This is a genomic window from Allosphingosinicella sp. (assembly GCF_036570505.1).
GTDB lineage: Bacteria > Pseudomonadota > Alphaproteobacteria > Sphingomonadales > Sphingomonadaceae > Allosphingosinicella.
Genome location: NZ_DATCYB010000047.1, coordinates 34,794 through 59,135, shown reverse-complemented (window position 1 = coordinate 59,135; position 24,342 = coordinate 34,794). Strand labels below are relative to the sequence as shown.

The window sequence follows — 24,342 nt, the reverse complement described above, 5'->3', positions numbered from 1 at the left end:
CGAAAATGCGAAGGGAGTCGTTCTCGTAACCGGGGCGAGTGGCTTCATAGGCTCCGCCGTCATTCAGAAGCTCGGCAACGATTACCAAGTCGTCGGACTTGACCGGGCCGGGCCTCCGGATCCTCCGTCACCAGCGGTCGCCATCGACTTCGACCTCGGATCGGATGAAGCAATCCGCAGTGCCTTCGAAGAAGTGAGATCGCGGTTCGGAAATCGCATAGCTTCAGTCATCCATCTCGCCGCCTATTACGACGTTACAGGTGAACCCAGTCCGCTCTACGAGAAGATTACCGTCGAGGGTACGAGACGGCTGATCGATGCCCTGCAGCATTTCGAGGTCAAGCAGTTCGTCTACGCGAGCACGATGCTGGTTCATCGCGCGACAGATGCTCCCGACGAGCGCATCAATGAAGATTCTCCGATCGATCCGAGCTGGGCCTATCCGGAATCGAAAGTCCGGACAGAGGCAGTCCTCCGTGAGCGACATGACAACATACCGGTCGTATTCCTGCGCATCGCCGGCGTTTACGAGGACGAGGGCCACCAGCCATTCATCGCAGAGCAGATCGCGCGCATCTATGAGCACCGCCTCATTGCTCACGTCTATCCAGGCATGCTGTGCGCGGGCCAGTCATTTATCCATATCGATGACCTGACGGACGCGATTACAAGGCTCGTCGAGCGCAGGCGCGACTTACCCAGCGAGCTGCCGTTGCTGGTCGGAGAGCCGGAAGCGCTAGGTTATGCGGAAGTCCAGGACATCATCGGCTGCGCCCTCCACGGCGAGGGGTGGGACACTTTCCGCATTCCGCAGCCGATCGCCAAGGCAGGCGCCTGGGTTCAAAGCGAAGTGCTCGGCTCAGGAGGCTCGGTCAAACCCTGGATGGTCGAGGCGAGCAACGATCATTATGTCCTCGACATCAGCCGGGCCGGCGAGCTTCTAGGTTGGGAGCCGAAGCACCGTTTGCGAGACGCCCTTCCGAAGATGGTCGCGGCGCTGAAGCGCGATCCCCAAGGTTGGTACAAGGCCAACAAGCTCAATCCAGCCGTGGTAGCCTGGTATGGCCAGCGTCCTAGTCCGCAGGCGGAGGGGCGGCACGACGATGATGGTGGTCATGGCGACATGGATCATTTGGCGATGGATCATGCGCACGGAGCCGCTGACGGTCAGGAAGAGACCGGCCATGGCCACAACGAGCAGGCAATGCAACATGCCGGCGGTCACGATCACATGGCCATGATGGAGGCTGATGCCCGCAAGACTCGCTGGACGCATTTTGGGGTTATCGGGCTGGGGGCCTGGCTAGCGGCGAGCCCGCTCGTCTACGACGGGGTAACGAGCGAGGCGGTAAGCGCCGCTGTCCGCGCCGTCACTGTCGACCGGGGATTGCCTCCCGTCGAATGGCGGGCGGGAATTCTGATGGCGAGCGATCTGATCAGCGGTCTTCTGCTCATGCTCTTTGGCGCCATGTCGCTGTCAAAGCGCACCGCTTGGTTCGGTCAGTGGGCGGCCTGTTTCACTGGCATATGGCTGCTGTTCGCCCCGCTCATTTTCTGGAGCCCTAGCGCGGCCCAGTACCTTAATGACACGCTGGTGGGAGTGCTGGCGATCGCTTTCTCCGTCCTCGTGCCGATGATGCCGGGAATGAGCATGGCGGGAATGATGGACCCCAAGTCCATCCCGCCGGGCTGGACCTATGGCCCCTCCACCGACGCACAGCGGCTTCCCATCGCGGCTTTGGGCCTCGTCGGCCTTCTCATCTCGCGGATGCTGACTGCCTATCAGCTGGGTCATATCGATTCAGCCTGGGAGCCGTTTTTCATGGGCTCACCTGCCGATCCCCGGAACGGGACCGAGGAGATCATCACGTCTGACGTTTCGAAGGCGTGGCCGATCCCCGACGCTGGACTCGGTGCCGTGAGCTATATCTTCGAGATATTGATGGCGGTGATGGGCACTCGTGACCGGTGGCGGACGATGCCCTGGATGGTGACCTTCTTCGGCATATTGGTGATTCCGCTCGGGGTCATCTCTATCTATTTCATCATCATTCAGCCCATCATGATCGGCACCTGGAGCACGCCGGCGTTGATTGCTGCCCTAGCGATGGTGATCATGATTCCCTTCGCCCTCGATGAGGTCATTGCGATGGGCCAGTTCCTTTATTGGTCCCACTGTCGTGGAAAACCGCTGATCCCGACTTTCTTCCACGGCGACGCCGTGGAAGGCGGGCGCGAGGACAGTGCGGACGTGATGGCCAGCCCCGGCACCTTCTGGGCGGACACGACCCGAGGCATCACCCTCCCTTGGACCTTTGCGGTGAGCGTCATGCTGGGCGGCTTCCTCATGTTCACACGGCTTATATTCGGAACGACAGGCGCCATGGCAAACAGCGACCATCTCGTGGGCGCGCTTGTGATCACGGTCGCGATCATCGCGACAGCCGAGGTCGCGAGAGTGCTGCGCTTCGTCAACGTGGCGTTCGGCGCATGGTTGGTGGCGGCGCCGTTCCTGCTCGTGGGTGCCAGCGGCACCGCGACCGTCGCCAGCGTCGTGGTGGGTGTGGGGCTGAGCGTTTTAAGCCTCCCGCGAGGTAGGCGGAGCGCTGAGCACTATGCTGGTTGGGACAAATATGTGATCTGATTGGCAAGAGGGCTGTACGAGCTGTACGAGTATGCCCGCTGGCGGGTGCCGTCGGCTAGGCCAGCCTGTCCCCCAGTTCGCTACGGCGGTGCTGACGCCCGACCGGCTCATCTTCAATCATGCTGATTACTGCGCACTTCGGAGCATGGTCACCAGAGCAGCGTTCGATCGTTGAGGCTAGAAGTCTCTCCATGCGGGCCAGATCGGCCATCTTGCTCTGGACTTTTTGGAGGTGACGCGACGCGATCTCGCGGACTTCGTCGCAGCAGGCGTCAGCAGGGCCGCCAAGGGCCAGGATGCCGCGAACCTCTTCGGGCGTGAAGCCCAACTCCCGAGCTCGCCGGATGAAGCCTACAGTCCGACGATGGTCCTCTCCATAAATGCGGTGCCCGCCTCCTGTCCGAGGCGGCGAGGAGAGTAGACCGACCTTTTCGAAATATCGGATTGTCTCGGTATTGACGCCGGTCTCCCGTGAGAGTTGACCGATCGTGAAGCTCGCCATCAGATTTGTCTTGATCCTGTAGTGACTACAGGTTGCATATAGCAGAAAAGGTTGGAGGCAAGGTTTGCGTACGGAAGACACCATGGCTGTGTTCACCTCAGAGGCTTCTCGCGTGCCGGGGGCTGCTGAGCGAGGCGTTGCTACATTGGGGACAGTAGCGAGCGTTACCGCGTTGTTCTCAGCAGCCGCCTGCTGCGTCCTGCCGCTGGCTCTCGCCGTGCTGGGCGTGGGATCGGCGGGCCTATCGGCTGTGGTGCCTTTCCACTGGCCTGTCACGATCGTGGCTATAGTTGCCGTTGGGGTCGGTTGGTTTTTTTATGTCCGCAGGCGGCGGGCCTGCGGAAGCGATACTTGCACCACGGAGTCGCCGAGGCGAAGCACGTTCGTTCTTCTATGCCTTTCGACTGCCTTTGTGACGGTCTCCGCTTTCTGGGGCTACATTGAGGCGCCGCTGATGCGGGCTCTTGGAGGCGCGTAATGCTACTTACTTCGACTATCACCTGCCCCAAATGCGGCGGCGTCGCCGTGGAAACGATGCCCACCGACGCCTGCCAGTTTTTCTACGACTGTAGGCACTGCGACGTTTTGCTTCGTCCATTGAAAGGCGACTGCTGTGTCTTTTGCTCCTATGGGGACATACCATGTCCTCCAGTTCAAGAAGTAGGGAAGGCGGGCACGAGCCACGTCTGTTGCGGGACGTAGCCCTGTAGAAGGCATCGGCACGGTCGAAACGGCAAGCTTCCAAAGTTCGCGCTCATTCTTGAGTAAAAGTCGATTAGGCGCTGCGGCGAAGCGCGCCGGCCGTCGGATGCACCAGCCACACGCACAGTTCTGCTCCTCATCCAGAGAGCGGATCTAAGAGCATTCTAACGCAACTCACGAACGGCTGATCCTGCTTCTCGCCACATGCCGAGGGGGAGGGCGGAGCCCTGCGTAGCTAACGGGGAGGGCAACTCGAGCAAGCTGCCGAGCGGGGACGGAGAAAGCGAGATCAGGAGAGCCCCATGAGTAGAGAACATTCGAAGGGTCGCGATCGGTATGAAATCCGGGATGTGGACCACCGAGCAGATAGATACATTGAGGATCGCGGCGGACTTCAGTTCGATTTCGATCGCTACCGTCTAACCATTGGCAGCGACCACGGCGACCGGATTCCTGGGACAAGACTCCGAGATTACAGCTTCGGCTTGGCTGGGAATGATCGTCTTAGTGGAGGAAGCGAGGACGATTTCCTTTACGGTGACGCTGGCAACGATCTCTTAGTCGGCGCCGGCGATCAAGATCGTTTGACCGGCGGAACCGGACGCGACCGCTTGTACGGCGGTGAATTAGGTGACGATCTCGCGGGCGACGAAGGCGACGATTATCTGGATGCCGGTGCCGGTCATGACGACCTCGAAGGAGGTGCTGGCCACGACATCTACGTGGGCGGCTTGGGAGCCGATGCGTTCGCCATCGACCCTATGAGCGGCAATGACGTAGTTAGGGATTTTACCGCTGGGCCGGCGCTTTTCGACCACGTTGTCGTGCGAGGAATGACGGCTGGAGATCTTCGCATCACCCAGACGGAGTCGGGCGCCCTTGTGAGTTGGGACGTTTCGGCTGGGCAGGGCTCCATCCTTCTTGAGGGCGTGAACGTCTCTGAGATGTCTCGCGATGACTTCATGTTCACCGACGTGGAAGGCGGGGATCTCCTTCCGGAGGGGCGTGAGCCGATACGGGCGGATTTCTTCCGACTGGAGCGGAACGCCAGCGAGAATCCGCCCGACATCGGCGGTGCCACAATAAACAGAGGCACGGCTCGTTCGTTCGACGCGCAGATGGACAGCCTCCTCGATGACGGCGGCATCAGCTTCGACTTCGACCGCTACAACGTCATCATCGGCGGTGACCGAGCCGACGCGCCTCGTGGCACCTCCCGGTTGGACCATTTCATCGGACGCGGCGGCAATGATCGCTTTGACGGGCGGCAGGGAAATGACGTCATCCAGGGAGATGCAGGGAACGATGTCCTGCGGGGCGACGATGGTTCAGACTGGATCGATGGCGGCGACGGAAATGACCGTCTGAGCGGCGGCCTAATGGCCGATGCCCTGCACGGGGGGCGAGGGCGTGATTATCTCGACGCCGGTGCCGGGCACGACATGCTCGAAGGTGCCGAGGGGAACGACATATACGTCGGTGGCACGGGCGCCGACGCGTTCATTGTCGATCGAAACAGCGGCGATGATGTCGTGCTCGATTTTACCGCCGGGCCAGGATCTTTTGACCACGTTGCTCTTCTGGATATCAGCGCTGATGAGCTTATCATCAACGATACGGACGAGGGCGTCCTGATCGCCTGGGACGGCGGCGAGGATTCGATCCTTTTGAAAGGTGTTTTCAAGAATGACCTCGTCCAGGATGACTTCATGTTCAACAGCGGCCCTCAGTTCGTGCCTGGCATAAGCACTGAGGGTTCGGAGTTCATTCAAGCCACCGACAACATGTTCGGTTAGTTCGAACGTACCTTGGGTAGGTTCCGGCTGCTGCTCTGAACGAGTTGGTCGAGCACGTGATGCAACGAAGGTTCCAGCCGGGATTGGCTGTGACGCTTATACCGCCTCGCTCGGAGGTAAGATGGTTTATCAACACGGGGTTGGCGTTGAACCTGCCAAGGGTCTGCGAGAAGAGAAAGCGCCGCCAATCCAATTCCATTCTCTTGGGCGCGCTGGGCTCACTGCGATTCGCAATGCCTCTGATGCGGTCGACCATGCGGTAGAGCATTTGAAGAAGGGAGAAGTGGCGCCGTGGTTGGGCGAACGGGGCCGCTCCTCCGAGGAACGGCTTTATCCCGAATCAGCCGACGGTAGAGGTGGGTAAACGATATGGCGCAGTTTAGGCGGCCTCTTAGCCTTCTTCTTCTCGGCGGTGTTGGCGCCCTGGTTCTATTTGCTCTTGTAGTGCTGATCACGATTTTCACTGGCGCCTATAACGTTGCGGCATCCGCGCCGCACACGGGCCTGGGTAACTGGATTCTCGAGACTAACATGAAGAACTCCGTTGCCGCGAGAGCAGCAGATATCGAGGCTCCCACCCGCTTCACCGAAGCGAATGTTATGGCGGGAGCTGAGCACTACAAATCGATGTGCGAGCAGTGTCACGGTGGCCCCGGCACTCAGCGTGCCGAGTTCGCTCGAGGCTTGCGGCCGCGTCCGCCGGAACTGGGTCCGGAACTCGAACATTGGACCCCGAGCGAGGTCTTTTGGATTGTGAAGTATGGCATCAAGATGACTGGAATGCCGTCTTTCGGCGCTAGCCATTCTGACGAAGAGATATGGAACATCGTGGCATTCGTCGAACGTCTGCCGGCGATGCGGCCAGGACAATACCGAGCTTTTCCGGAAGGGGCGGGAGGTGGAAGTGAAGGGAGCAGATCCCACACCCACTGAGACCACCCTGCCGCGCGAGATCTTCCGCCTCCCCAGTCTTCACAGGCCAGAGGAAAGTATAATGAAACTCAAGCCGATCGATCAGCAAACTATCGTCATCACCGGCGGCACTTCCGGTATCGGTTTGGCGACGGCCAGACGCGCTGCGGAGGAGGGCGCCCAGGTGGTTCTGGTCGCGCGCGACGAGGAAGCGCTGGATAACGTCTGTAGCGAGATCCGGGCTGATGGCGGCAGAGCCGACTACGTGGCGGCCGACGTCGGGGTTCGCGAAGAGGTCCGCCATGTTGTGGACACCGTCGTGGACCGTTTCGGCGGGTTCGATACTTGGGTAAATGATGCTGGCGTAGGTGCCTACGCGAAGCTGGAGGAGATCAGCGATGAAGACCATCATCGTCTTTTCCAGACGAACTACTGGGGCGTGGTCCACGGATCGACCGAGGCGCTGAAGCATCTGCGGGAGCGTGGCGGCGCTCTAATCAATATCGGCTCGATCTCCTCGGAGATGCCGGCGCCGATCCTCAGCGCTTATACAGCCAGCAAGTTCGCGGTGAAGGGTTTCACGGACTCGCTGCGCCTAGAGCTCATGCATGACAAGGCCCCCGTTTCAGTGACGCTGATCAAGCCGAGCGGCATTCACACGCCCTTCGGCGATCATGCTGAGAACTATATGGATGCTGCTTCACGCGTGCCCCCGCCGGTATACGCGCCCGAAATCGTGGCTGATGCGATCCTTCACGCAGCCGAAAATCCGACCCGCTCTGTCCTCGTTGGTGGAGCGGGACGAGCGATGACACTTTTCGCGCGGCTGGCCCCTCGCTTATCTGACCGGCTCTATGCCTTTGCTTTCTTCAAGACCGCACGCGACCCAAAGCGGCAGAAGCGCAACTCTGAGGGCCTCCACGGTCCGGGAAGCTACGGACATGTCTACGGCGACCAGAGCGGCTATCTCCGCAAGGTTAGCTTGTACACAGCGATGCAGACGCGGCCCTGGAGGACCGCTGCAGTAGGACTCGCTTTTGGTCTGGCAGGCGTTTTCTTGAGCGGACTGCTGACGAAGCCCAAGATGCTTGAAGGCGCTTCGCCGCATCCGGCGCGATAACGGCAGTGGCACTCCCATCGCGGTCGCGAGTGCTTAGAGCCGACTAGTGATCCCACTCGGATCAGCCTGCCAAATGCAGGAAGGCCCACTGCCTCTTGATAGCTCAAGGACGTGAGATTCCGGCCGGTGACCCGGAAGGTGAGTTTATCCGTAAGCCGACAGGCGGCGGTGATACCTAAGACGATCTCGGGCTATAGCCCGGCAAGCTGAATGCCGATACCGGCTATGGCTCGAGCGAGGTGCTCGCCTGCCTAGTACCGCGCGATATCGGACTGCACATCTTGATGCTCGGCGAGTGCGCCCGTGGCGCTGGGAGCCTGTCCACGATATCAGGCGTCCGGAACCTCAATTCTGTCAACCCGTTCATAATCAGCACCTGAGGTTAACCATGTCTCCTGAAGATCGATCATACTACTTAAGCCGAGCGGAAGAAGAGTTGGAGAGCGCTCAAAGGTCGGAGCACCCGGAGGCCGTCAAGGCGCATTACCCCCTCGCCGGCATCTATCTGAATCTGGTTTACGGAGAGAAGAACCCCGCCACGGGAGCTGCCACCCAGGCATAAGAGAGCCGATTTGGACGTTAACTGCATTTGAGCGCAGGAGTAGAAGGATGTGCTCTCATCCACGGTCGACTCGGGAGGGCGCGATGGAAACGGACCTGGAGTTCTATACGCGGCGCGCTCGGGAAGAACGCGAAGCCGCAGACACCGCCGTGTCATCGGAAGCCAGGGAGAGCCACCAAGAGCTCGCCTCGAGGTACGACCGCATGATGCGAGCTGGAACGGCGAAGGGCCAGACGCTAAAGCCGGTCTTTGGTAAGACTCCAAAGGGCTGACGGCGCTCCATTTTGAAGGTACACGGCAATATTATCGACGATCTCAGAGCCGCCATCGCGAGCGCCGAACGGCTCCGGGGCTATCCTGTCCATCAAGACACTCTACAGTTTTGGCGTGAATTGCTGACTCAGGCGAGAGCGGAAAAGAGGCACGCGAATCCGGCGGACGTAGAGACGCTTGATCGGCGGATCGGCGAATTGCAGTCCCAGCTCACGGCTCGCGAACAATCCCATGAGGATTAGAATCGACCACTGATCCCGATCCGGATCAGCCTGCCCGGCGCGGGAAAACCTACCGCGTCTTGATAATTGGCGGACGTTAGATTCCGACCGGTGACCCGCACGGCGAGCTCGTCCGTGAACTGATAAGCTGCGGTGACGTCCACTTCCACATGCCCCGGCTGCACGACCAGGCCGGTCGGCACGGAGGAGTCGAAAAATCGGCTATTGAACCTCCCGGCGAAGGAGAGGGTCAGGCGATCCCTGGCGCGCCAGTCGAGCGCTACCGAGCCTTGCCAATCCGGTCGTGAGCGGAGATGCGGCGCACCGGGTTGATTGTCTACGTCCATGTAGGTGAGGGCAGATTGGACGTTGAGCCGGGTGGAGATCGGGGCCGACGCTTCCACCTCGATCCCTCGGCTCCTGACGCGGGCACGGTTGACGTTGGTGAAGCGTTCGACATCGAAATCGATGAGGTTTTTGAACCGGCTCTGGAAGAACGCGGCCCGAAGCTGGCCGGCACCGACGCTTTGCTCCACGCCGATGGTGAGAGTTCGGCCGCGCTCCGGCTCGAGATCAGGATTGGCGATGACCGGATAGGCGAGAGCGAACAGGCTGGGCAGCTTGTAGCCTTCCGAAAAGTCCGCGAATACCGCAGTCGCGGGGGCCAGAAAGACGCGGACGCCGGTCCGCGTGGTGAGGGCGCCGCCCTCCCTGGAGGCGTGGTCGTAGCGCAGTCCGGCGGTCAGGCTGACCGGCCCCGAGGCGACCGTCGCCTCTGCGAATAGACTGCGGACCGACCGCGCAATGGAGAAGTCGGCTGGAATGGGAAAGCCGATGTCGATGAAGCCATCGCTTTCACCTTTCTCCCGAATGTAGCTCGCTCCGGCGGCGAGAGTCAGGATGTCGGACGGACGGAGCCGCACGTCTGCAATGGCCTCCAGTCGGTCGAACCGGCTATCGGCGATGATCCGGGGAACGCCTGGAAGCACGCCCGGCGCGATCGGCGGTGTATTAGCGTCGCTCCGCTGCCTCGACCAGTTCAGCGTCAGTCTCGGCTGGACCGCCGCTTGCGTTGCGCGTGACGCTTCAAGGCTGACCACCGTCAGGCGCGCATCGCGCCTCTCCCGCTCGCGGACGACGGCCAATCGCGGTCCGCCGCTGTCCTCCGGAAAGGCGGTCCGTTCGCTGCGACCATGGAGCGCCAAGCCTCTGAGAGCCACGTCCCCCAGCCGCTGGGTCACCCGACCGAAAGCCTGCCAGCGCCTAAGATCCACACCCTCGAACAAATCGCCGCTGTCGAACCGGCTGCCGCTGACGAGCAGGCCGCCGTCCGCCCAGCCGTAGGCGGCGGTGCCGGTAAGCCCGATAGAGCCCTGCGTGTCGGCCATCATACGGGCGGAGCCGAAGCTCTCGCCGGGGGAAGGGCTTTTCAGCCGCAGGTGCACGACACCGGACAAGGCATCGGCGCCATGCACAGCCGACAGGGACGAGCGCGCAACTTCGATCCGCTCGAGCGCGAACGGGTCGATCTGCTCGAAATCGTAGGCGCCGCCACGACTGTTCGTCGGGTCGTTGACCCTGATCCCGTCGAGCAGGACGAGCGTGAAGTTGGGCTCGCCGCCGCGAACCGACAGATAGGAAAGGCCGCCCTTGCTGAAGGCGCGCACGCCGGCGACGCGGTCGAGCGGCTCCAGCGCGGTCACCGGCTGCGTGCGCTCGATATCCTCGGCCGTGACAACGGCCGTGCTCGTCTCATCGGGCCCGGTCCGGGAGCCGGTGACGATGATAGCCTCCTGGGCCCCGGCAGGCGCGGCGGCGAGCAGGAAGATCAGGCCGCCGATGCGGCACCTCGCCCGCTGAACTGTGCCCGGCGTCATGCTCGGTGGCTAAGTGGGAACTATCAAGCAGGCAAGGCATTTGGTTTCTGCGGTGGAACGGAGTTCGTGCGCTCCCCGCCGACAGGGGTCGAGCTGATGAAAGCCGGAATAAGCCGCCTGGCACTTTTGGCGCTTCTCGCGGGCGGCCTCTCGGGCTGCTTCGCCATGCTCCCGACCCAGGGCGGCGCCTACACCGAATTCAGTGGCGAACGCCGCTTCAATACGGCCGACGTCCTGCTCGAGCCCGGCTATGAGATCGAGCTCGTCACGAGCGGCCTTACCTTCCCCACCGGAATCGCGTTCGACGCAAGCGGCCGGCCCTACGTGCTCGAAGCTGGCTATTCCTATGGCGAGGTATTCACGACGCCGCGCCTGCTGCGGCTTGAGCCTGGCGGCGCGACGACCGTCGTCGCTAGCGGCGAGGGCGGGCCGTGGACCGGCGTGGTTTTCGACGACGGCGCTTTTTACGTCGCCAGCTTCGGCGCCATCCTCCGGGTCGATCTAAATGGAAGCATTTCGACCGTCCTCGAAGGCCTTCCTTCCGAAGGCGACCACCATACCAATGGACCGGCGATCGGCCCCGATGGTTGGCTCTATTTCGGTCAGGGGACGGCCACCAACTCGGGCGTGGTTGGGCCCGACAATTACGAGTTCGGGTGGCTGAAGCGCGCGCCCCGCCACCACGACATCCCATGCGAGGAGATCGTGCTCGCCGGTGAGAACTTCACCAGCGACAATCCATTCAGGGGCGCGCCCGATTCCCCGCTTCCGGGTGATCCGGAGCAGGTCACGACCGGCGCTTACGTTCCATTCGGCACGGTCACCACGCCGGGACAGGTCGTGGGCGGTCAGGTGCCCTGCACCGGCGCGATCATGCGCGTCCGGCCGAGCGGCGGCCCGCCCGAGCTGGTGGCGTGGGGCTTCCGCAACCCCTTCGGCCTGGCTTTCTCGTCCGACGGCCGTCTCTACGTGACCGACAATGGCTTTGACGAACGCGGCAGCCGACCGGTGTTCGGCACCGGCGATCTGATGTACGTCATTGAGCCGGGCCGCTGGTACGGCTGGCCCGATTTCTATGCCGGCCATCTGCTCGACGAGGAGAATAGGGGCAAGTCCCACCCGGGGCCGCCGATGCGTCCGCTCCTCGCCCGCCATCCTAGCCAGCCGCCCGAGCCGGTCGCCGCCTTCGGCGTCCATGCCTCCGCCGACGGCTTTGATTTCTCGCGCAATCCCGCCTTCGGCAATGTCGGCCAGGCCTTCGTCGCGCAGCTCGGGGACATGGTGCCCGGCGTCGGCAAGACATTGGCGCCGGTCGGCTTCAAGGTGGTGAAGGTTGATGTCGCCACGGGCGTGGTCCATGATTTCGCCGTCAATCGCGGCGAGTTGCAGGGCCCGGCTTCCTGGGGCAACCACGGCGGCTTGGAGCGGCCGGTGGCGGTCCGCTTCGATCCCGCCGGGACGGCGCTCTACGTCGTCGACTTCGGCGTACTGACCTCCGACGAGCGCGGCAATTATCCACGGCCCGGCACCGGTGCGGTCTGGCGGATCACCCGGACGGGGACCGCACGATGAAGTGCATCACCGCCCTCCCGGCGCTCGCGCTGGCCTTGCTCGCCCTTTCCGCCTGCGGCAGTGCCCGGCGCAGCGTGCCGGTCGCGGGGCCGATGGCGATCGCCGACCCGCAGGTGGCGCTCGGCGAGCGCGTCTTCATGCGCGAGTGCAGCGTCTGCCATCCGCGCGGCGAGGCGGGGCTCGCGCCCGGCATCAACAACAAGCCGCTGCCGGAATTCCTGATCAAGTTCCAGGTCCGCAACGGCCTCGGCGCCATGCTCTCCTTCTCCGAGGAGCATGTCAGTCCCGAGGAGCTCGATGCGATCGTGGAATATCTGGAGCATATGCGGGGGCGCGGCTAGGTGGGCCCGGTCCGCTTTGAGAGGAGTTGTTAATGCTCGAAAACCCGAAGAGCACCGCAAGAATCGCGGACCACCCGATCCATCCGATGCTGATACCGTTTCCGATCGCCTTCCTCGTCGGAACCTTGGTGAGCGACCTTATCTACTGGCAAACCACGGACGCGTTCTGGGCTACGGCCTCCGTTTACCTGCTGGTGGCGGCGATCATCGCGGCCGCACTCGCGGCGGTAGCTGGATTTATCGACTTCTTCGGCGACCGCCGGATCAGGGGATTGTCGCATGCCTGGCAGCATATGATCGGGAACGTGATCGCGGTCCTGCTGACGATCGTAAACCTTCTGATCCGGCTCGGGGATCCGGAAGGTGCGATCGTGCCGGTCGGTCTTATCATTTCAGCGGCCGTCGGGATTCTCCTCCTATTCACCGGCTGGCGAGGCGGCGATCTTGTCTACCGCCATCGTGTCGGGATCCCCAACCAGGGAGTATAGGTGCTTCTCCACAGGCAGACATTCGAATGGTCGCCTGTTCGTGCTGAGCAGTAGCAGCGAATGTTTAGATCGGGTCACAAGCCGCCTGCGTTTTCCTCATTCAGCGCATCTGCCGCCATGACCCGAACCGGACACCCAGCCAGGCTGTTGTGCGACGTCGAGGCGTGGAGCCAGACCGCTGATGTCCGCAGCTTCCAAAGCTCGACATTCGATGTTGAGCAGCAGTCTCCTTCGGCAGCATTGACTACGGCGGTCGAACCTTATCGACCGTCCGGCCCTGATTTGGCCACATGCACTCCGAGAACGTTTCAGCCGGAATGCCAATCGAGCACCTCTACGCCGTGGCCGTAGTCGAGTTCGTCGCCCTTCCACCCACTTCATAGAGAGTAGCCCTACGAGCTACTGGTGGTGGAAATTCCGAAGGGACAGCGAGGTTCTCCGTCTTTCTACAGCGTTTGCCATGAGGGACCGTGCGTATAGACGCGTATAGTTCATTGAGACGGATGAGCCGCACGCCTCTGCGCGTCTGCGTCGGATTTCGTACAAGTGAAGGGCGGTCGTAGAGGGGCGAAGGAGCCCTGTCGATATGGGGAACGAGAATAGGCCTCACGCCTCGCGGGCAGAGATAGTTCGCTTCGGGGTGGGGGTCGCGGGAGTGGCGGGGGCTGCCTGGTTCTTCCTTACGACGGAAGACGTGCTACTCGCCGACCTCTGGCTCGTGGCTTTTCTCGTGGCTGGTGAAGTGGGGGGTCGAGTTGCGGCAAAATGGATTGATCATGATCAGGATAGCAGGGGGTCGGGGGAATAAGCCAAACGGTCAACGGTTCACGCAATTGAGCATTGCTCCGCCGACGCCTGCGCTCCGACGCCTCTGAAACCGAGCATCCGAGCTGCCGTCACTTTGCGCGAAGATACTTAATGAGCGCCGCGATCCCAAGCAGCAGCGCCACAATAGTGAGCAGCCAAACCAAGCCCATTCCGATCATCATCATTCCACCACCTTGCATCATCATGTCTCCACAGGTCATCGTTCGCTCCTTTGTTGGCCACTTTTAGGAGGCGGGGGGCTATAGCCGTTCGGAAGCGGCGTCGGCCGCATGGCTCTGCTCATTCCCTCCTCGGCGGCTTCGCTCACGAAGCGGTGCGCGTGCTGCCGGATCAGGAGCACTACGTTGGGGTCATCGGACGTGTGGGTAACGCGGATGCACCTGGGATATCCTTATATTCCAGCGAAGCCCGGTCTCGGTTACGGAAAAGCTCTCTGAACACCGGGTCCATCATGCGAATGGGCCGATCGCGATCATATCGGGCAGCCATTTGTCGCACGTGCCGGCGAATGAGGGCGGCGACCTCCGGATCATCACTGGTGGTGACAGTGCGAACGCCATTCGGAATATCCTCGACCCGGCGCTCCACCTTCTCATGATTGGCGAGCAGGCTGCGGATAGAGCGCATGTCCTCCATCATGCTTCCGCTCATCATGCCACCTTGGGACGGCATCTCGAATTGTTTGCCCATCATCGGCATGTCAGAACCCATGATCGTCGTCTGGCCGGAATTCTGCGTCTCGCCGGGCGAGCACGCTGTCATGAGCGTAGCCATCGTGACTGTCGTGACGAGTGATCCGAGCTTCATCGTCGAAGCCTCCTTCTCATCTCTTTCTATTACGCAGGCTCTGGTCTTGCCCCTAACGCGACAGAAGGCTCACCCACATCGTCTGCCCTCCTTATGAAGTGCTTGGGACCAAGCAGCTTATAGATTGCCGGCAGCACGAACAGCGATAGCAGCGGGGCGGTGACCATACCCCCCACCATGGGCGCCGCTAGCCGCTGCATGACTTCCGAGCCGGTACCGGTGCCGATGAGCAGCGGAAACAGGCCGGCGAGTATGACCGCCACCGTCATCGCCTTCGGCCGCACCCGCAGCACCGCACCATCCATCAGCGCCTCGTCCAGATGCTCCGGTTTAGAGAAGCGTCCCGCTTCCACGCGCGCCTCGATGGCGCGGTCGAGATAGACGAGCATCACCACCCCGAACTCCGCCGCGAGACCGGCGAGGGCGATGAAGCCCACCGCCGTGGCGATGGAGACGGCGTGGTCGAGGAGATAGATGAGCCATACGCCGCCGACGAGCGCGAACGGCAACGTCAGCAGGATGATCAGCGGTTGTCGCACCCTGCCGAAGGCGAGAAACAAGAGCAGGAAGATGATGCCGATCGTCGCCGGCACCACCCACATCATCCGTTGAGCGGCGCGTTGGGCATATTCGAACTGGCCGGACCAGGCGACTGAGTAACCGGGCGGGAGGTCGATAGCTTCGGCGACCCGTTCTTGCGCCTCGTTGACATATCCAACCACGTCACGATCGCGGACGTCGACATAGACCCAGACCGACGGCTGGGCATTCTCGCTTTTGATCATCGTTGGACCGTCCTCAATCGCGATGTCCGCGACCATGCCGAGCGTCACCACCGCGCCCGAGGGCGCAATGATCGGCAACTGGCGAAGCGCCTGGACGCTATCGCGGGTCTCGCGCGGGAAGCGGACCTCGATTGGGAAACGGGCGAGTCCTTCAATTTTTTCGCCGATCTGCTCGCCGCCCACGGCCGTCGCGGCCGTCGCCTGGACGTCCTCGACCGACAGGCCGTAGCGGGCGGCGGCGAGACGATCGATCTCGACATTGATGTAGCGGCCGCCAGAGATGCGGTCCGATACCGCCGAGGACGTTCCCTCAATTTGCTTCACCGCCTGCGCAACCTGGCGGCCCAGGCGGTCCAGCGTCGCGAGATCGGGCCCGGAAATCTTGACACCGACCGGGGTCTTGATGCCGGTCGCCAGCATGTCGATGCGGTTTCGGATCGGCTGCACGAAGACATTGGCGAGCCCCGGAATCTTGAGCCTGGAATCCAGCTCCTCGATGATCTTGTCCATCGTCATGCCGGGCCGCCACTCGCTCCTCGGCTTCAGCTGGATCAGCGTCTCGAACATCTCGAGGGGCGCGGGATCGGTCGCGGTGTCGGCGCGGCCGGCCTTGCCGAACACCGTCTTCACCTCCGGCACCGTCTTGATGATCCGGCCGGTCACCTGCAGGAGCTGTGACGCCTTGGACGCCGAGAGACCGGGCAAGGCCGTTGGCATGTAGAGGATGTCGCCCTCGTTCATCGGGGGCATGAATTCGCCGCCGAGCTGGCTGGCCGGAATGAAGGTCAGCGCCAGCGCAGCCGCCGCAATGCCGAGAGTGAGCTTCGGCCGGCGCAGCACCCAGACGAGGGTCGGACGATAGGCGGCGATCAGCGCCCGGTTTACTGGATTGTCGGTCTCCGGCCGGACGCGGCCCTTGATGAACATCAGCATCAATACGGGGACGAGCGTGATCGAAAGCCCAGCCGCCGCCGCCATCGCATAGGTCTTGGTGAACGCGAGCGGCTTGAACAGCCGACCCTCCTGCGCCTCCAATGTGAAGACGGGGAGGAAAGAAAGGGTGATGATCAGGAGCGAGAAGAACAGGGCCGGGCCAACCTCTACAGCTGCCTCGGTAAGCACCTGGCGACGCCGCTGCTCCGTAAGTTCTCCTTCTTCGTCCTTGGCATGTTCAAGCTTTTTGTGCGCGTTCTCGATCATGACGACCGCTGCATCGACCATCGCTCCGATTGCGATCGCGATGCCGCCCAAGGACATGATGTTGGCGTTGACGCCCTGGAAATACATCACTGTGAACGCCGCCAGCACGCCCAGCGGCAGCATGATGATGGCGACCAGGGCGGAGCGGAGGTGAAGGAGGAACAGGGCCGTCACCAGCGCAACGACCAGGAATTCCTCAAACAGCTTCTCCCAGAGATTCTCGACCGCCCGCTCGATTAGCGAAGAGCGGTCATAGGTGGTGACCACCTCGACCCCCGGGGGCAGCCCGTCCTTGATCTCCGCGAGCTTTTCCTTGGTCCGTTCGATCACCGAGAGCGTGTCGGCGCCTTGCCTGACAACGATGATCCCGCCGACAACCTCGCCCTCGCCGTTGAGCTCGGCGATGCCGCGCCTGAAGTCGGGCACAATCTGAACCCGCGCCACGTCGCCGACCGTGACCGGTGTCCCGCCTTCGGTCGACAGAGGGATATTACGGAAGTCGTCGAGATCCTCGAGATAGCCGCCGACGGTGACCATATATTCGGCTTCGGCGCGCTCGATGACGGCGCCGCCGGCTTCGTCATTCGCCTCCTGGACGGCCTCGATTACCTCTTGGACGGAGACGCCGTAGATCTGCATACGCTCGGGATCGAGCTGGATCTGGTAGGCCCGGACCATTCCGCCGAGCGATGCGACCTCGGCCACGCCGGGGATTTGTTTCAGCTGATATTTGAGGAACCAGTCCTGAAGCGCGCGCAGCTGCCCGAGGTCGTGCTGACCTGTGCGGTCGACGAGCGCATATTGAAAGGCCCAGCCGACGCCGGTGGCGTCCGGTCCCAGCGCCGGCGTCACGCCTTCGGGCAGGAGCCCGCCTGCCTGGCTTAGATATTCGAGCGTGCGGGAGCGCGCCCAATAGAGGTCGGTTCCGTCCTCGAAAATGACGGTCACATAGGAATCGCCGAAGAAGGAGAAGCCGCGCACCGCCTTCACCTTCGGCACCGACAGCATCGTGGTGGTGAGCGGATAGGTGACCTGCGCCTCGACGATCTCCGGCGCCTGGCCAGGATAGGGCGTTCGGACGATCACCTGCACGTCCGACAGGTCGGGAATGGCGTCAAGCGGCGTCCGTGACACCGAATAGATTCCTATTGCCGCGATGAAGAACGCACCAAGAAGGACGAGCAGCCGGTTCGCCGCCGACCAGCGGATGATGCTTGCGATCACTGGCCGGCATCCCGCGACAGCTGCTCGATCACATAGGCGCCGCCCTGCTGCTCCTTTGGAAAGGCGAAGTCGACGCGGTCCCCCCGCTTGAAGCCGCGAAGCATCTCGGCTTGCCGGACGCCGAAGGTCATCGTCATCGCCGGCCAATTCATTGTCGGGATCGGACCGTGGGCGATGGTTATCCGGCGCTGCGTCGGATCGAGCGATTGGATGGTTCCGGTGCCCCGGGCTAGCCGCGTGGCGGCTTCGTCGGCCGTCGGAGCCGCCGCATCGAGGCGGTCGACAACGCCTGAGAGCGAGGCCTCCGAGTCGATCAGGAACTGACCCGAGAGCACAACCTCGTCGCCGGACTTGAGTCCCTCCAGAATTTCGGTGAAGCCGTTCGCCACCGTGCCCGTCCGCACCTCGACCGGGACGAAGGCTCCATTCCGCCGCGTGATGACGACGGTCCGCTCTCCGGTTGCGATGACCGCCTCGCTCGGCACCGTAAGGGTCGTGCCGCCGGTTCCTTGCACGGTCACGTTGGCGAACATACCTTCCTTCAGCCGAAGCCCGGGGTTGGCGAGCGTGACGCGGACGCGCGCTGTTCGGGTCTCGGGATTGAGCGACGGATAGATATAATCGACACTCCCCTCGCGGACCTCTCCCGGATAGGCCGCGAAGGTAACCCGGACCGGCTGGCCGACATTCACTTCGCCAAGTGCGGCCTCAGGGATTTCCGCCACCACCCAGACCCGCGATAGGCCGGCGATGGTGACGATCGACTGACCCGGCTCCACCCTGGCGCCGGGGCGGGCGCCGATTTCCGTCACGATCCCGGACGCGGGTGCGGTAACGGCGTAGGTGCGTTGCGGAGAGCCGCCGTTTTCGAGACGCTGGATGGCGTCATTGGAGAGGCCAAGAAGCCGGAGCCGGCTACGGGCGGCCTGTCTCAGGCTCGGGGGCGCCACGTCTCGCGACATGCCGAGCAGCGATTTATATTCATGCTGGGCGGTCAGCAGCTCCGGCGAATAGACGCTGGCGATCCTAGTCCCCGCGCGCACCGGTTCTCCTTCGGCCCGCACCGCCAGGCTCTCGATGAAGCCGGGAGCGAAGGTCTGCACCTCCTCGATCAGGCGTTCGTCGATCTGCACTCGCCCGACGCCCTGCACCGTCGGCGCAAGATCGCGAACCTGCGCCTCGCCGATCCTAACGCCGAGACTCTGCGCCATGGCCGGCGAAACTCTCACGCCGCCGTCAGCGGCCTCATCCGCATATTTGGGGATGAGCTCCATGTTCATCGACGATTTGCCCGGAGCGTCATAGCGCTCCATCGGGATCATCGGATCGTACCAGTAGAGCACCTTCCGGCCCGAACCGTCCTGGACCACCCCATCGACGGTCTCGCCCTCTTGCGCGCCGGCGGACGATCCGTTCTCCGTGAACACGCCGGATGAACCGGCCCAATACCCGACGCCGGCGGTCGAAATCGCGAGCGCCAGCCCGGCGACCATCATCGTTCGCTTCTGGCGGTCCATGGACCGGAACGGTCCGAGAATTCGGTCAGCCACCATCAGGCGCACTCCTCGACATAGAAGCTCAGATCAGCGCTGGCGCGGGCGAGCGCGGCGCGTTGCTCGATGACTTCAAGCGCGGTTCGGGTTGTTCGTTCGCTCGCAGCCTGGACGTCGGTCAGCGCGGGCTGGCCGCCGGCGACCCTTGCCTCCAGGGCGCGCTCGACCGCCTCCAGTGCCGGCAAGGTGTCGCCAAGGGTGGTGATGAGCCGGGCGTTCGCGGCACTCCATTGGGCCCAGGCCTGTTCGAAGTCCGATACTACTTCGCGGCGCGCGTCCTCCGCCCTGTCGCGGGCGGCGGCGGCTAGTTCCGAGGCCTCGGCAATCCGCCGGTTCTGAAGGCGCGACCTGTTGAGCGGCAGATCGATCGTGACCTGGAGCGTCACCATGTCCGAGCGCCCGCCGCCGCGCTGGCCGTACATCGCCGACCAGCCCCAGTCGGGCTTTCGATCGGCACGGGCAACGTCGATGGCGCGTTCCGCCACGGTCTCGCGGCGATGGGCCACCTCGATCAGCGGATGCTCGGCCACCGCCGATAATGCCTGCTGCTTGTTCGAGGGCCGGCAGAGGGGGAGCTGGTTCGTTGAGAGCGGCCGCTGGGCGGCATCGCCGATCCACCTCGCGAGCATTGCGCGTCCGGCAGCTTCGGCGTCTTGTGCCGCGAGAAGCTCGGCGCGGGCAGCCGATATCTCGGCTTTGATGGCGATGACGTCGGCCGGTGTAGCGGTGCCATCGAGAATGCTGTCTTCGACGAGCGATTGACGTCCCTCGAGCTTCTCTATGAGAAAGCTTAGAACCTCCCGCTTCTGCTGGGCCGTGATGACCTCGATCCAACCCAGCATCACCTCGCGCTGGATGCGGCGAGCGAGCACATCCTGCTCGGCGAGGGACACGGCGGCTTCGGCCAAATAGCGGGCTGACGCGGCCTCTCGCTTTGCTTCCCGCACTTGGGTGCGCATGATGCCGATCGTCTTCATCGTCATAAAGTCGGCATTGATGTCGAAGGCCTCGGATCCCGTGACAGGAAGGTTCTGAATGCCGGTCGTCAGCTGCGGGTCGGGGAGCTGGCGCGCGGCGACGGCGGCCTCCTCGGCCGCTCTGGCCGTGCGTGTGAAAGCGCTGAGCGCGGGTTGCTGCTCGATCGACAGCGCGAGCGCCTCATCGAGACTGAGAGCGGCTTGGGCGAGCGCAGGCTGCGGTTGGGCGACGGCGAGCGCGAGCGCCGTCGTCACCGATCCGCGCCAGGGAGAGGCGAAAGGTTTCATGGGTGTTTTCCTGCCGGGGCAGGCGAAGGCGCGTGAAGGCCTCCGCCCGCCTCGTCCTCAGTTCTTGGTCAGTGACGTCAGAACATAGCCGCCATCGGCCTCGCGAAAGGCGAAGGACACCTGATCTCCGGCCGCGACGGTGGCGAGCATGTCCGGGCTGGGCGCCCGGAACTCCATCGTCATCGCGGGCCACTGCAGGTCCGGCACCGGGCCGTGGGAGATCGTTACGCCCTCACCAGAGACGGCGGTAACTGAGCCCGCTGCAGAATAAATGGCATCGGATGGTGCCTGCGTGGCACCGGATTGCTCGGACGTGGCGGTAGGTTGCTGGCCGCAGGCCGCGACGCTGGCGAGCAGCGCGGCGGCACCGGCGAGATAGATTTTCCTCATCAAATTTTCCTCGTTCGACGCGGAATGGTCGACGCTGCTCGTTCAGGCGCAGCTCCGCTGTGGAATACCGCGTGAGACTGATTTCCAGGCGAACCAACAGCTCACCATGGACGCGCAGCTGCATCGGCAGCCGAGCTCTACGAAATCAGGCGCGCAAGGATTTTGGAGGTGGATCGAGACCGGCCGGACTGACCGACGGAAGAGTTTTGTTCGCGGGCACCCAGAGGGACGCGGAGTCGACATGGTCATCGGGCGCGGGGATATCACCCTTTGGCACCACAGCCGGAGGACAGGAGACGGCACATGCCGGCGTGCAGCAATCCATCTTCGAATGATGGGCGTCATCGTTCATGGAATCGCCCATCGTGCACGAACTGGTGGGAGCTGCCACAGCTGTAGCAGGGGCGCCAATGAAGGACAGCGCGATCAAAATTGCCAAGATGAGCTTCGGCACGCCATAAGACTATGCCAGCACGCGGCTCTGTCAACGTCTATTTCGAGTGCGTCAGAGCTTTGAACAAGGCAAGCGATTCAACCGCGACTTTCGTCGTAGGCACTCAGAGATACGAAGAGGCCTATCGACTTTTCCCCTGAGATTGCTGGCATGCGGCAAAGGCCAAGATGTCGAAATCGGGCAACCCTGCTTGGATTGCTTCGCCGATTTCCTTGGTCCGTGCGTTTGAGACGGAGGCTTGCTTGGCAAAGGAAGGCCACTCGCGCACGACCGCTTCGACCTCACTGATAATGCAGGTGGCCTGCTCATCTTCCATTCGGACAGCTCTGGTCACCTGGAGCATGTGGTCGAGCTTTGGGGCGGCGCCTTCAGATCCCACGATCATCTCGTGTTCGCGAGCATCCCAGTAGGTGAGATCGAAAGCAGGTGCTGTTTGCCATTTTCCGTCGGAACCCATGAGAAAAGCATGATTCTTTACATGATCATCTCTGTTCCGAGCGAACACATTGAAGGCCATTCTCCGGACCTGCTGCTCAAGGGCCTCCGCGCCGGCTAAGGCACCCGTCACCCTCAAGAGCTCCTCGTATCCGAGTGAGGGCACTCGGCAACTGGCGTGGAGGAGGCCCCCGAGAGAATGGACGTGGATACGCCCTCCAGTTTGAGTGCGGTCGAAGCGCTCCACTGCGAAGTATCCGGGGCTATGGGCGGAAGGGAGGAGCGCCGTACTGGGCACGACTATTCCCGCTGCCCGAGCCATCAACGAATAGGCGAACTCGACCGCGCCGGCTTCGGGATGGTCGGTCTTGGCCGGGAACTTGATAATCCACTGGCGAGCCCCGGGTGCCTGGCGGGTGGTAATCCTGCCGTTCGAGAGCCAGACATGAGCTTTTGGACGGGCGCCTCCGAGTGAGCCGGCGAGGGCCATGGCTGCGTTTAGACGGTCAACGTCCTCGTCCGTGTCAGCGTTGCTGACGAGATCCGCCGCAGTATCAAAGTCTACTTCAGGAGCTGTGAAGGGTAGGGTGATCGGGCTTTGGTAGGTGATCGCACCGGGGCCTGCGGTGCCGACAAGAGCGATCCGATCGAGAGGGCGCAGGGCGTCTGGGCTGTACCCTTGGCTACGGATGAAACGGTCCAGGACAAGCTTCGACCAGCCATCGGGTAGCGAGTCGTCAAGAAGGCCGGGTAACCCGCCTAACTGCTCAGAGCCACGCTGCGGACCGCCCTCAAACTTGAGACGAAAGGGGGAGGGATTGACACCGCCAGCCAGAAAGTCGGTATCAAATTCAAAGAATACGTATGAGCCGGTGGCGGCTGCATCGCCCAGTTTGCGATAGCCTTCCCCGAAGTCGAAGCCGACCTCAACCTGGAGTACGGGCGTCCATTCCTTCACCGGCGGGCCATTCGTCGCTGCTCGTAAGCAATGACTTCCTTGATGCTGGCGAAGCGCGGCGTCTCAAACGCGTGGTCCAAATCACCTCCGGGCGTGAGCGCTTCAAGGAGCCCCATTAGGAGCTCTACGCTCGCTTCTCCCGTGTGTTCGAAGCGTAGGAGTTCGGAAACGGGGACGCCCACCTGACGCGCGACATCTTCGGCTGTCCTCTCCAGCTGAGTGCGTAGCTCTGCCGCACGGCGACCGAGCGACGCCGCATCCGGCTTGCTGGCTGCGAAAGCACCGTAGAGTTCGTTCATCGCTCGATCCTGAGAGAGGCGTGAAGCACAGTTCTCAGCCAATGACCCGTCGCCCCGAGCGCATAGCGGAGCGGTCGCTTGAGGGACTGGGAGTCCGCGCGCCAACTATGGTTCATCTCTAGAATTCTCCAGAAGCACGGACGCAGAGCCGTTTCGTCACCTAATCTAGTCACTTTTCGTCTCATTTTCCACGAAGGGTTCGTGTGCCTTCCACGAGTAGCTCTCCGACCGCCTCACGCTCAGCCGGCCCTGAGCTGTCCGATTGTGTCGAGCATCCTCGCAATCTTCTCTGCGCCTTCCGGAGTGTTGTCCCAGATCCCCCGAACGCTCGCTTCGAGCCTCGACCAAGAGGCATCGGCCTTCGTTGCCGGCGCTGTCACGGTCTCGAGATTTAACCCGAGCACTTTGCAAACTTGCACGACGTTGTTGCTGATCGTCTTGAATTCGCCGCTGCAGATCCGTCCCACTTGGCTCGGGTGCACCTTCGATAATCGGCCGATTTCTGCGCGAGACAGGCCTTCGCGCGCATCAGCTTCAGCAATTCTCACCTTAAGGCTGGCAAGCTGTTCAGCGGTTGCTTTCATGCATATTTGCATGTAACAACTATTGCGAATTTGCAAGGGAGAGCGTGCGTGGCTGACGAAATCCGTTTTTATCGAGCGAGCGAGAAGCCTTATGGCGCTTTCAGCAACCTCTATCGGCGATCGGTCGTCTTCGAGGGGGAGACTTTCCCGACGAGCGAGCACGCGTATCAGGCGGGAAAGGCGAGGAAGCCGGAGGTGCGCGAGTGGCTAATGAGCGCACCGTCGCCAGCTTTGCTCGCGATGGCCGCGCACGGACTCTACTACTGGGATGTGGCGCCGGGCTGGTCGACCACGAAATTCGACCGGATGCGCGACGTGCTGCGAGCCAAATTTGAACAGCACGAAGATCTGCGCGAGTTGCTCCTCTCGACCGGGGACGCGAGGCTCGTGGAGTCTGCTACGGTCGACAATGAGGTCAACCGTCTCTGGGGCGAGGTCAACGGCGTCGGCAGGAACATGTTGGGCACGCTTCTCATGGAAATTCGCGCTGAACTTCGGGCAAATTCAGAAGACGCGGAGCCCTATCTCGTCGCTGCCGAGTAGCGAACCG

At 62.4% G+C, this 24,342-nt stretch carries 20 protein-coding genes; 9 read left to right on the top strand and 11 right to left on the bottom strand.

Features of this window, described 5'->3' with window-relative positions:
• Nucleotides 1-2,644: NAD-dependent epimerase/dehydratase family protein (locus VIR62_RS04455; protein ID WP_431869040.1), on the top strand; the 2,644-nt coding region annotated here is incomplete at its 5' end.
• Between the two features lie 55 nt (nucleotides 2,645-2,699).
• On the opposite strand, the gene VIR62_RS04450 is transcribed toward VIR62_RS04455, so the two are convergent.
• Complete coding sequence (locus VIR62_RS04450; RefSeq protein WP_431869039.1) at nucleotides 2,700-3,146, bottom strand: MerR family transcriptional regulator; 447 nt, start codon at nucleotides 3,144-3,146, stop codon at nucleotides 2,700-2,702.
• 477 nt (nucleotides 3,147-3,623) lie between these two features.
• On the opposite strand from VIR62_RS04450, the gene VIR62_RS04445 reads away from it, so the two are divergent.
• The 4 genes from VIR62_RS04445 to VIR62_RS04430 all read left to right on the top strand — a co-directional run bounded on the left by VIR62_RS04445 (nucleotide 3,624) and on the right by VIR62_RS04430 (nucleotide 7,676).
• Complete coding sequence (locus VIR62_RS04445; RefSeq protein ID WP_431869037.1) at nucleotides 3,624-3,848, top strand: GDCCVxC domain-containing (seleno)protein; 225 nt, start codon at nucleotides 3,624-3,626, stop codon at nucleotides 3,846-3,848.
• Between the two features lie 302 nt (nucleotides 3,849-4,150).
• Nucleotides 4,151-5,644 (top strand): calcium-binding protein, encoded by a 1,494-nt coding sequence (locus tag VIR62_RS04440; RefSeq protein ID WP_431869036.1) that lies wholly within the window; start codon nucleotides 4,151-4,153, stop codon nucleotides 5,642-5,644.
• 369 nt (nucleotides 5,645-6,013) lie between these two features.
• The gene (locus tag VIR62_RS04435; RefSeq protein ID WP_431869034.1) at nucleotides 6,014-6,577 is read left to right on the top strand and encodes a c-type cytochrome; all 564 of its coding nucleotides are present in this window, start codon (nucleotides 6,014-6,016) and stop codon (nucleotides 6,575-6,577) included.
• A gap of 61 nt (nucleotides 6,578-6,638) precedes the next feature.
• Nucleotides 6,639-7,676, top strand: coding sequence for an SDR family oxidoreductase (locus tag VIR62_RS04430; protein WP_431869032.1), 1,038 nt, complete (start codon nucleotides 6,639-6,641; stop codon nucleotides 7,674-7,676).
• Nucleotides 7,677-8,749: 1,073 nt separating this feature from the next.
• Here VIR62_RS04430 and VIR62_RS04425 read toward each other — a convergent pair.
• A complete protein-coding gene (locus tag VIR62_RS04425) occupies nucleotides 8,750-10,609 on the bottom strand; it encodes a TonB-dependent receptor plug domain-containing protein (protein WP_431869030.1) in 1,860 nt (619 codons plus the stop codon).
• 96 nt (nucleotides 10,610-10,705) lie between these two features.
• On the opposite strand from VIR62_RS04425, the gene VIR62_RS04420 reads away from it, so the two are divergent.
• The 3 genes from VIR62_RS04420 to VIR62_RS04410 are packed head-to-tail and all read left to right on the top strand — an operon-like array spanning nucleotide 10,706 to nucleotide 13,010.
• Nucleotides 10,706-12,181, top strand: a complete 1,476-nt coding sequence (locus VIR62_RS04420) for a PQQ-dependent sugar dehydrogenase (RefSeq protein WP_431869028.1) — start codon at nucleotides 10,706-10,708, stop codon at nucleotides 12,179-12,181.
• Nucleotides 12,178-12,522: a c-type cytochrome gene (locus VIR62_RS04415; RefSeq protein ID WP_431869027.1), complete on the top strand. Its 345-nt coding sequence runs from the start codon at nucleotides 12,178-12,180 to the stop codon at nucleotides 12,520-12,522. The genes VIR62_RS04420 and VIR62_RS04415 overlap by 4 nt, the downstream gene beginning before the upstream one ends.
• A 32-nt stretch (nucleotides 12,523-12,554) precedes the next feature.
• Nucleotides 12,555-13,010: a DUF2231 domain-containing protein gene (locus VIR62_RS04410; protein ID WP_431869025.1), complete on the top strand. Its 456-nt coding sequence runs from the start codon at nucleotides 12,555-12,557 to the stop codon at nucleotides 13,008-13,010.
• A gap of 896 nt (nucleotides 13,011-13,906) precedes the next feature.
• Here the strand turns inward: VIR62_RS04410 and VIR62_RS04405 are convergent.
• The 9 genes from VIR62_RS04405 to VIR62_RS04365 form a co-directional block, all read right to left on the bottom strand.
• Nucleotides 13,907-14,038, bottom strand: a complete 132-nt coding sequence (locus VIR62_RS04405; RefSeq protein WP_431869024.1) for a hypothetical protein — start codon at nucleotides 14,036-14,038, stop codon at nucleotides 13,907-13,909.
• 139 nt (nucleotides 14,039-14,177) lie between these two features.
• Nucleotides 14,178-14,645 (bottom strand): hypothetical protein, encoded by a 468-nt coding sequence (locus tag VIR62_RS04400; RefSeq protein ID WP_431869022.1) that lies wholly within the window; start codon nucleotides 14,643-14,645, stop codon nucleotides 14,178-14,180.
• 29 nt (nucleotides 14,646-14,674) lie between these two features.
• Entirely contained in the window at nucleotides 14,675-17,854 is a 3,180-nt protein-coding gene (locus VIR62_RS04395; RefSeq protein WP_431869021.1) for an efflux RND transporter permease subunit, read from the bottom strand.
• A complete protein-coding gene (locus VIR62_RS04390) occupies nucleotides 17,851-19,407 on the bottom strand; it encodes an efflux RND transporter periplasmic adaptor subunit (RefSeq protein WP_431869020.1) in 1,557 nt (518 codons plus the stop codon). Before VIR62_RS04390 ends, VIR62_RS04395 begins: the two co-directional genes overlap by 4 nt.
• Entirely contained in the window at nucleotides 19,407-20,672 is a 1,266-nt protein-coding gene (locus VIR62_RS04385) for a TolC family protein (RefSeq protein WP_431869018.1), read from the bottom strand. Before VIR62_RS04385 ends, VIR62_RS04390 begins: the two co-directional genes overlap by 1 nt.
• A 57-nt stretch (nucleotides 20,673-20,729) precedes the next feature.
• Complete coding sequence (locus VIR62_RS04380; RefSeq protein ID WP_431869017.1) at nucleotides 20,730-21,062, bottom strand: copper-binding protein; 333 nt, start codon at nucleotides 21,060-21,062, stop codon at nucleotides 20,730-20,732.
• A 575-nt stretch (nucleotides 21,063-21,637) separates the two neighbouring features.
• Nucleotides 21,638-22,909 carry a type II toxin-antitoxin system HipA family toxin gene (locus tag VIR62_RS04375; RefSeq protein ID WP_431869015.1) on the bottom strand — a complete coding sequence of 424 codons (1,272 nt, stop codon included), beginning with the start codon at nucleotides 22,907-22,909 and terminating at the stop codon, nucleotides 21,638-21,640.
• Nucleotides 22,906-23,208: a helix-turn-helix domain-containing protein gene (locus VIR62_RS04370; protein ID WP_431869013.1), complete on the bottom strand. Its 303-nt coding sequence runs from the start codon at nucleotides 23,206-23,208 to the stop codon at nucleotides 22,906-22,908. Before VIR62_RS04370 ends, VIR62_RS04375 begins: the two co-directional genes overlap by 4 nt.
• 239 nt (nucleotides 23,209-23,447) lie before the next feature.
• Nucleotides 23,448-23,792: a hypothetical protein gene (locus VIR62_RS04365; protein ID WP_431869012.1), complete on the bottom strand. Its 345-nt coding sequence runs from the start codon at nucleotides 23,790-23,792 to the stop codon at nucleotides 23,448-23,450.
• 48 nt (nucleotides 23,793-23,840) lie between these two features.
• Between VIR62_RS04365 and VIR62_RS04360 the strand changes: the two genes are divergently transcribed.
• Complete coding sequence (locus VIR62_RS04360; protein WP_431869010.1) at nucleotides 23,841-24,335, top strand: NADAR family protein; 495 nt, start codon at nucleotides 23,841-23,843, stop codon at nucleotides 24,333-24,335.
• Nucleotides 24,336-24,342: the final 7 nt, after the last annotated feature.

Bases quoted from the DNA above. Each gene is read 5' to 3' on its own strand.
- VIR62_RS04450 (WP_431869039.1), bottom strand. From the start codon at position 3,146: ATGGCGAGCTTCACGATCGGTCAACTCTCACGGGAGACCGGCGTCAAT.
- VIR62_RS04445 (WP_431869037.1), top strand. From the start codon at position 3,624: ATGCTACTTACTTCGACTATCACCTGCCCCAAATGCGGCGGCGTCGCC.
- VIR62_RS04440 (WP_431869036.1), top strand. From the start codon at position 4,151: ATGAGTAGAGAACATTCGAAGGGTCGCGATCGGTATGAAATCCGGGAT.
- VIR62_RS04435 (WP_431869034.1), top strand. From the start codon at position 6,014: ATGGCGCAGTTTAGGCGGCCTCTTAGCCTTCTTCTTCTCGGCGGTGTT.
- VIR62_RS04430 (WP_431869032.1), top strand. From the start codon at position 6,639: ATGAAACTCAAGCCGATCGATCAGCAAACTATCGTCATCACCGGCGGC.
- VIR62_RS04425 (WP_431869030.1), bottom strand. From the start codon at position 10,609: ATGACGCCGGGCACAGTTCAGCGGGCGAGGTGCCGCATCGGCGGCCTG.
- VIR62_RS04420 (WP_431869028.1), top strand. From the start codon at position 10,706: ATGAAAGCCGGAATAAGCCGCCTGGCACTTTTGGCGCTTCTCGCGGGC.
- VIR62_RS04415 (WP_431869027.1), top strand. From the start codon at position 12,178: ATGAAGTGCATCACCGCCCTCCCGGCGCTCGCGCTGGCCTTGCTCGCC.
- VIR62_RS04410 (WP_431869025.1), top strand. From the start codon at position 12,555: ATGCTCGAAAACCCGAAGAGCACCGCAAGAATCGCGGACCACCCGATC.
- VIR62_RS04405 (WP_431869024.1), bottom strand. From the start codon at position 14,038: ATGACCTGTGGAGACATGATGATGCAAGGTGGTGGAATGATGATGATC.
- VIR62_RS04400 (WP_431869022.1), bottom strand. From the start codon at position 14,645: ATGAAGCTCGGATCACTCGTCACGACAGTCACGATGGCTACGCTCATG.
- VIR62_RS04390 (WP_431869020.1), bottom strand. From the start codon at position 19,407: ATGGTGGCTGACCGAATTCTCGGACCGTTCCGGTCCATGGACCGCCAG.
- VIR62_RS04385 (WP_431869018.1), bottom strand. From the start codon at position 20,672: ATGAAACCTTTCGCCTCTCCCTGGCGCGGATCGGTGACGACGGCGCTC.
- VIR62_RS04380 (WP_431869017.1), bottom strand. From the start codon at position 21,062: ATGAGGAAAATCTATCTCGCCGGTGCCGCCGCGCTGCTCGCCAGCGTC.
- VIR62_RS04370 (WP_431869013.1), bottom strand. From the start codon at position 23,208: ATGAACGAACTCTACGGTGCTTTCGCAGCCAGCAAGCCGGATGCGGCG.
- VIR62_RS04365 (WP_431869012.1), bottom strand. From the start codon at position 23,792: ATGAAAGCAACCGCTGAACAGCTTGCCAGCCTTAAGGTGAGAATTGCT.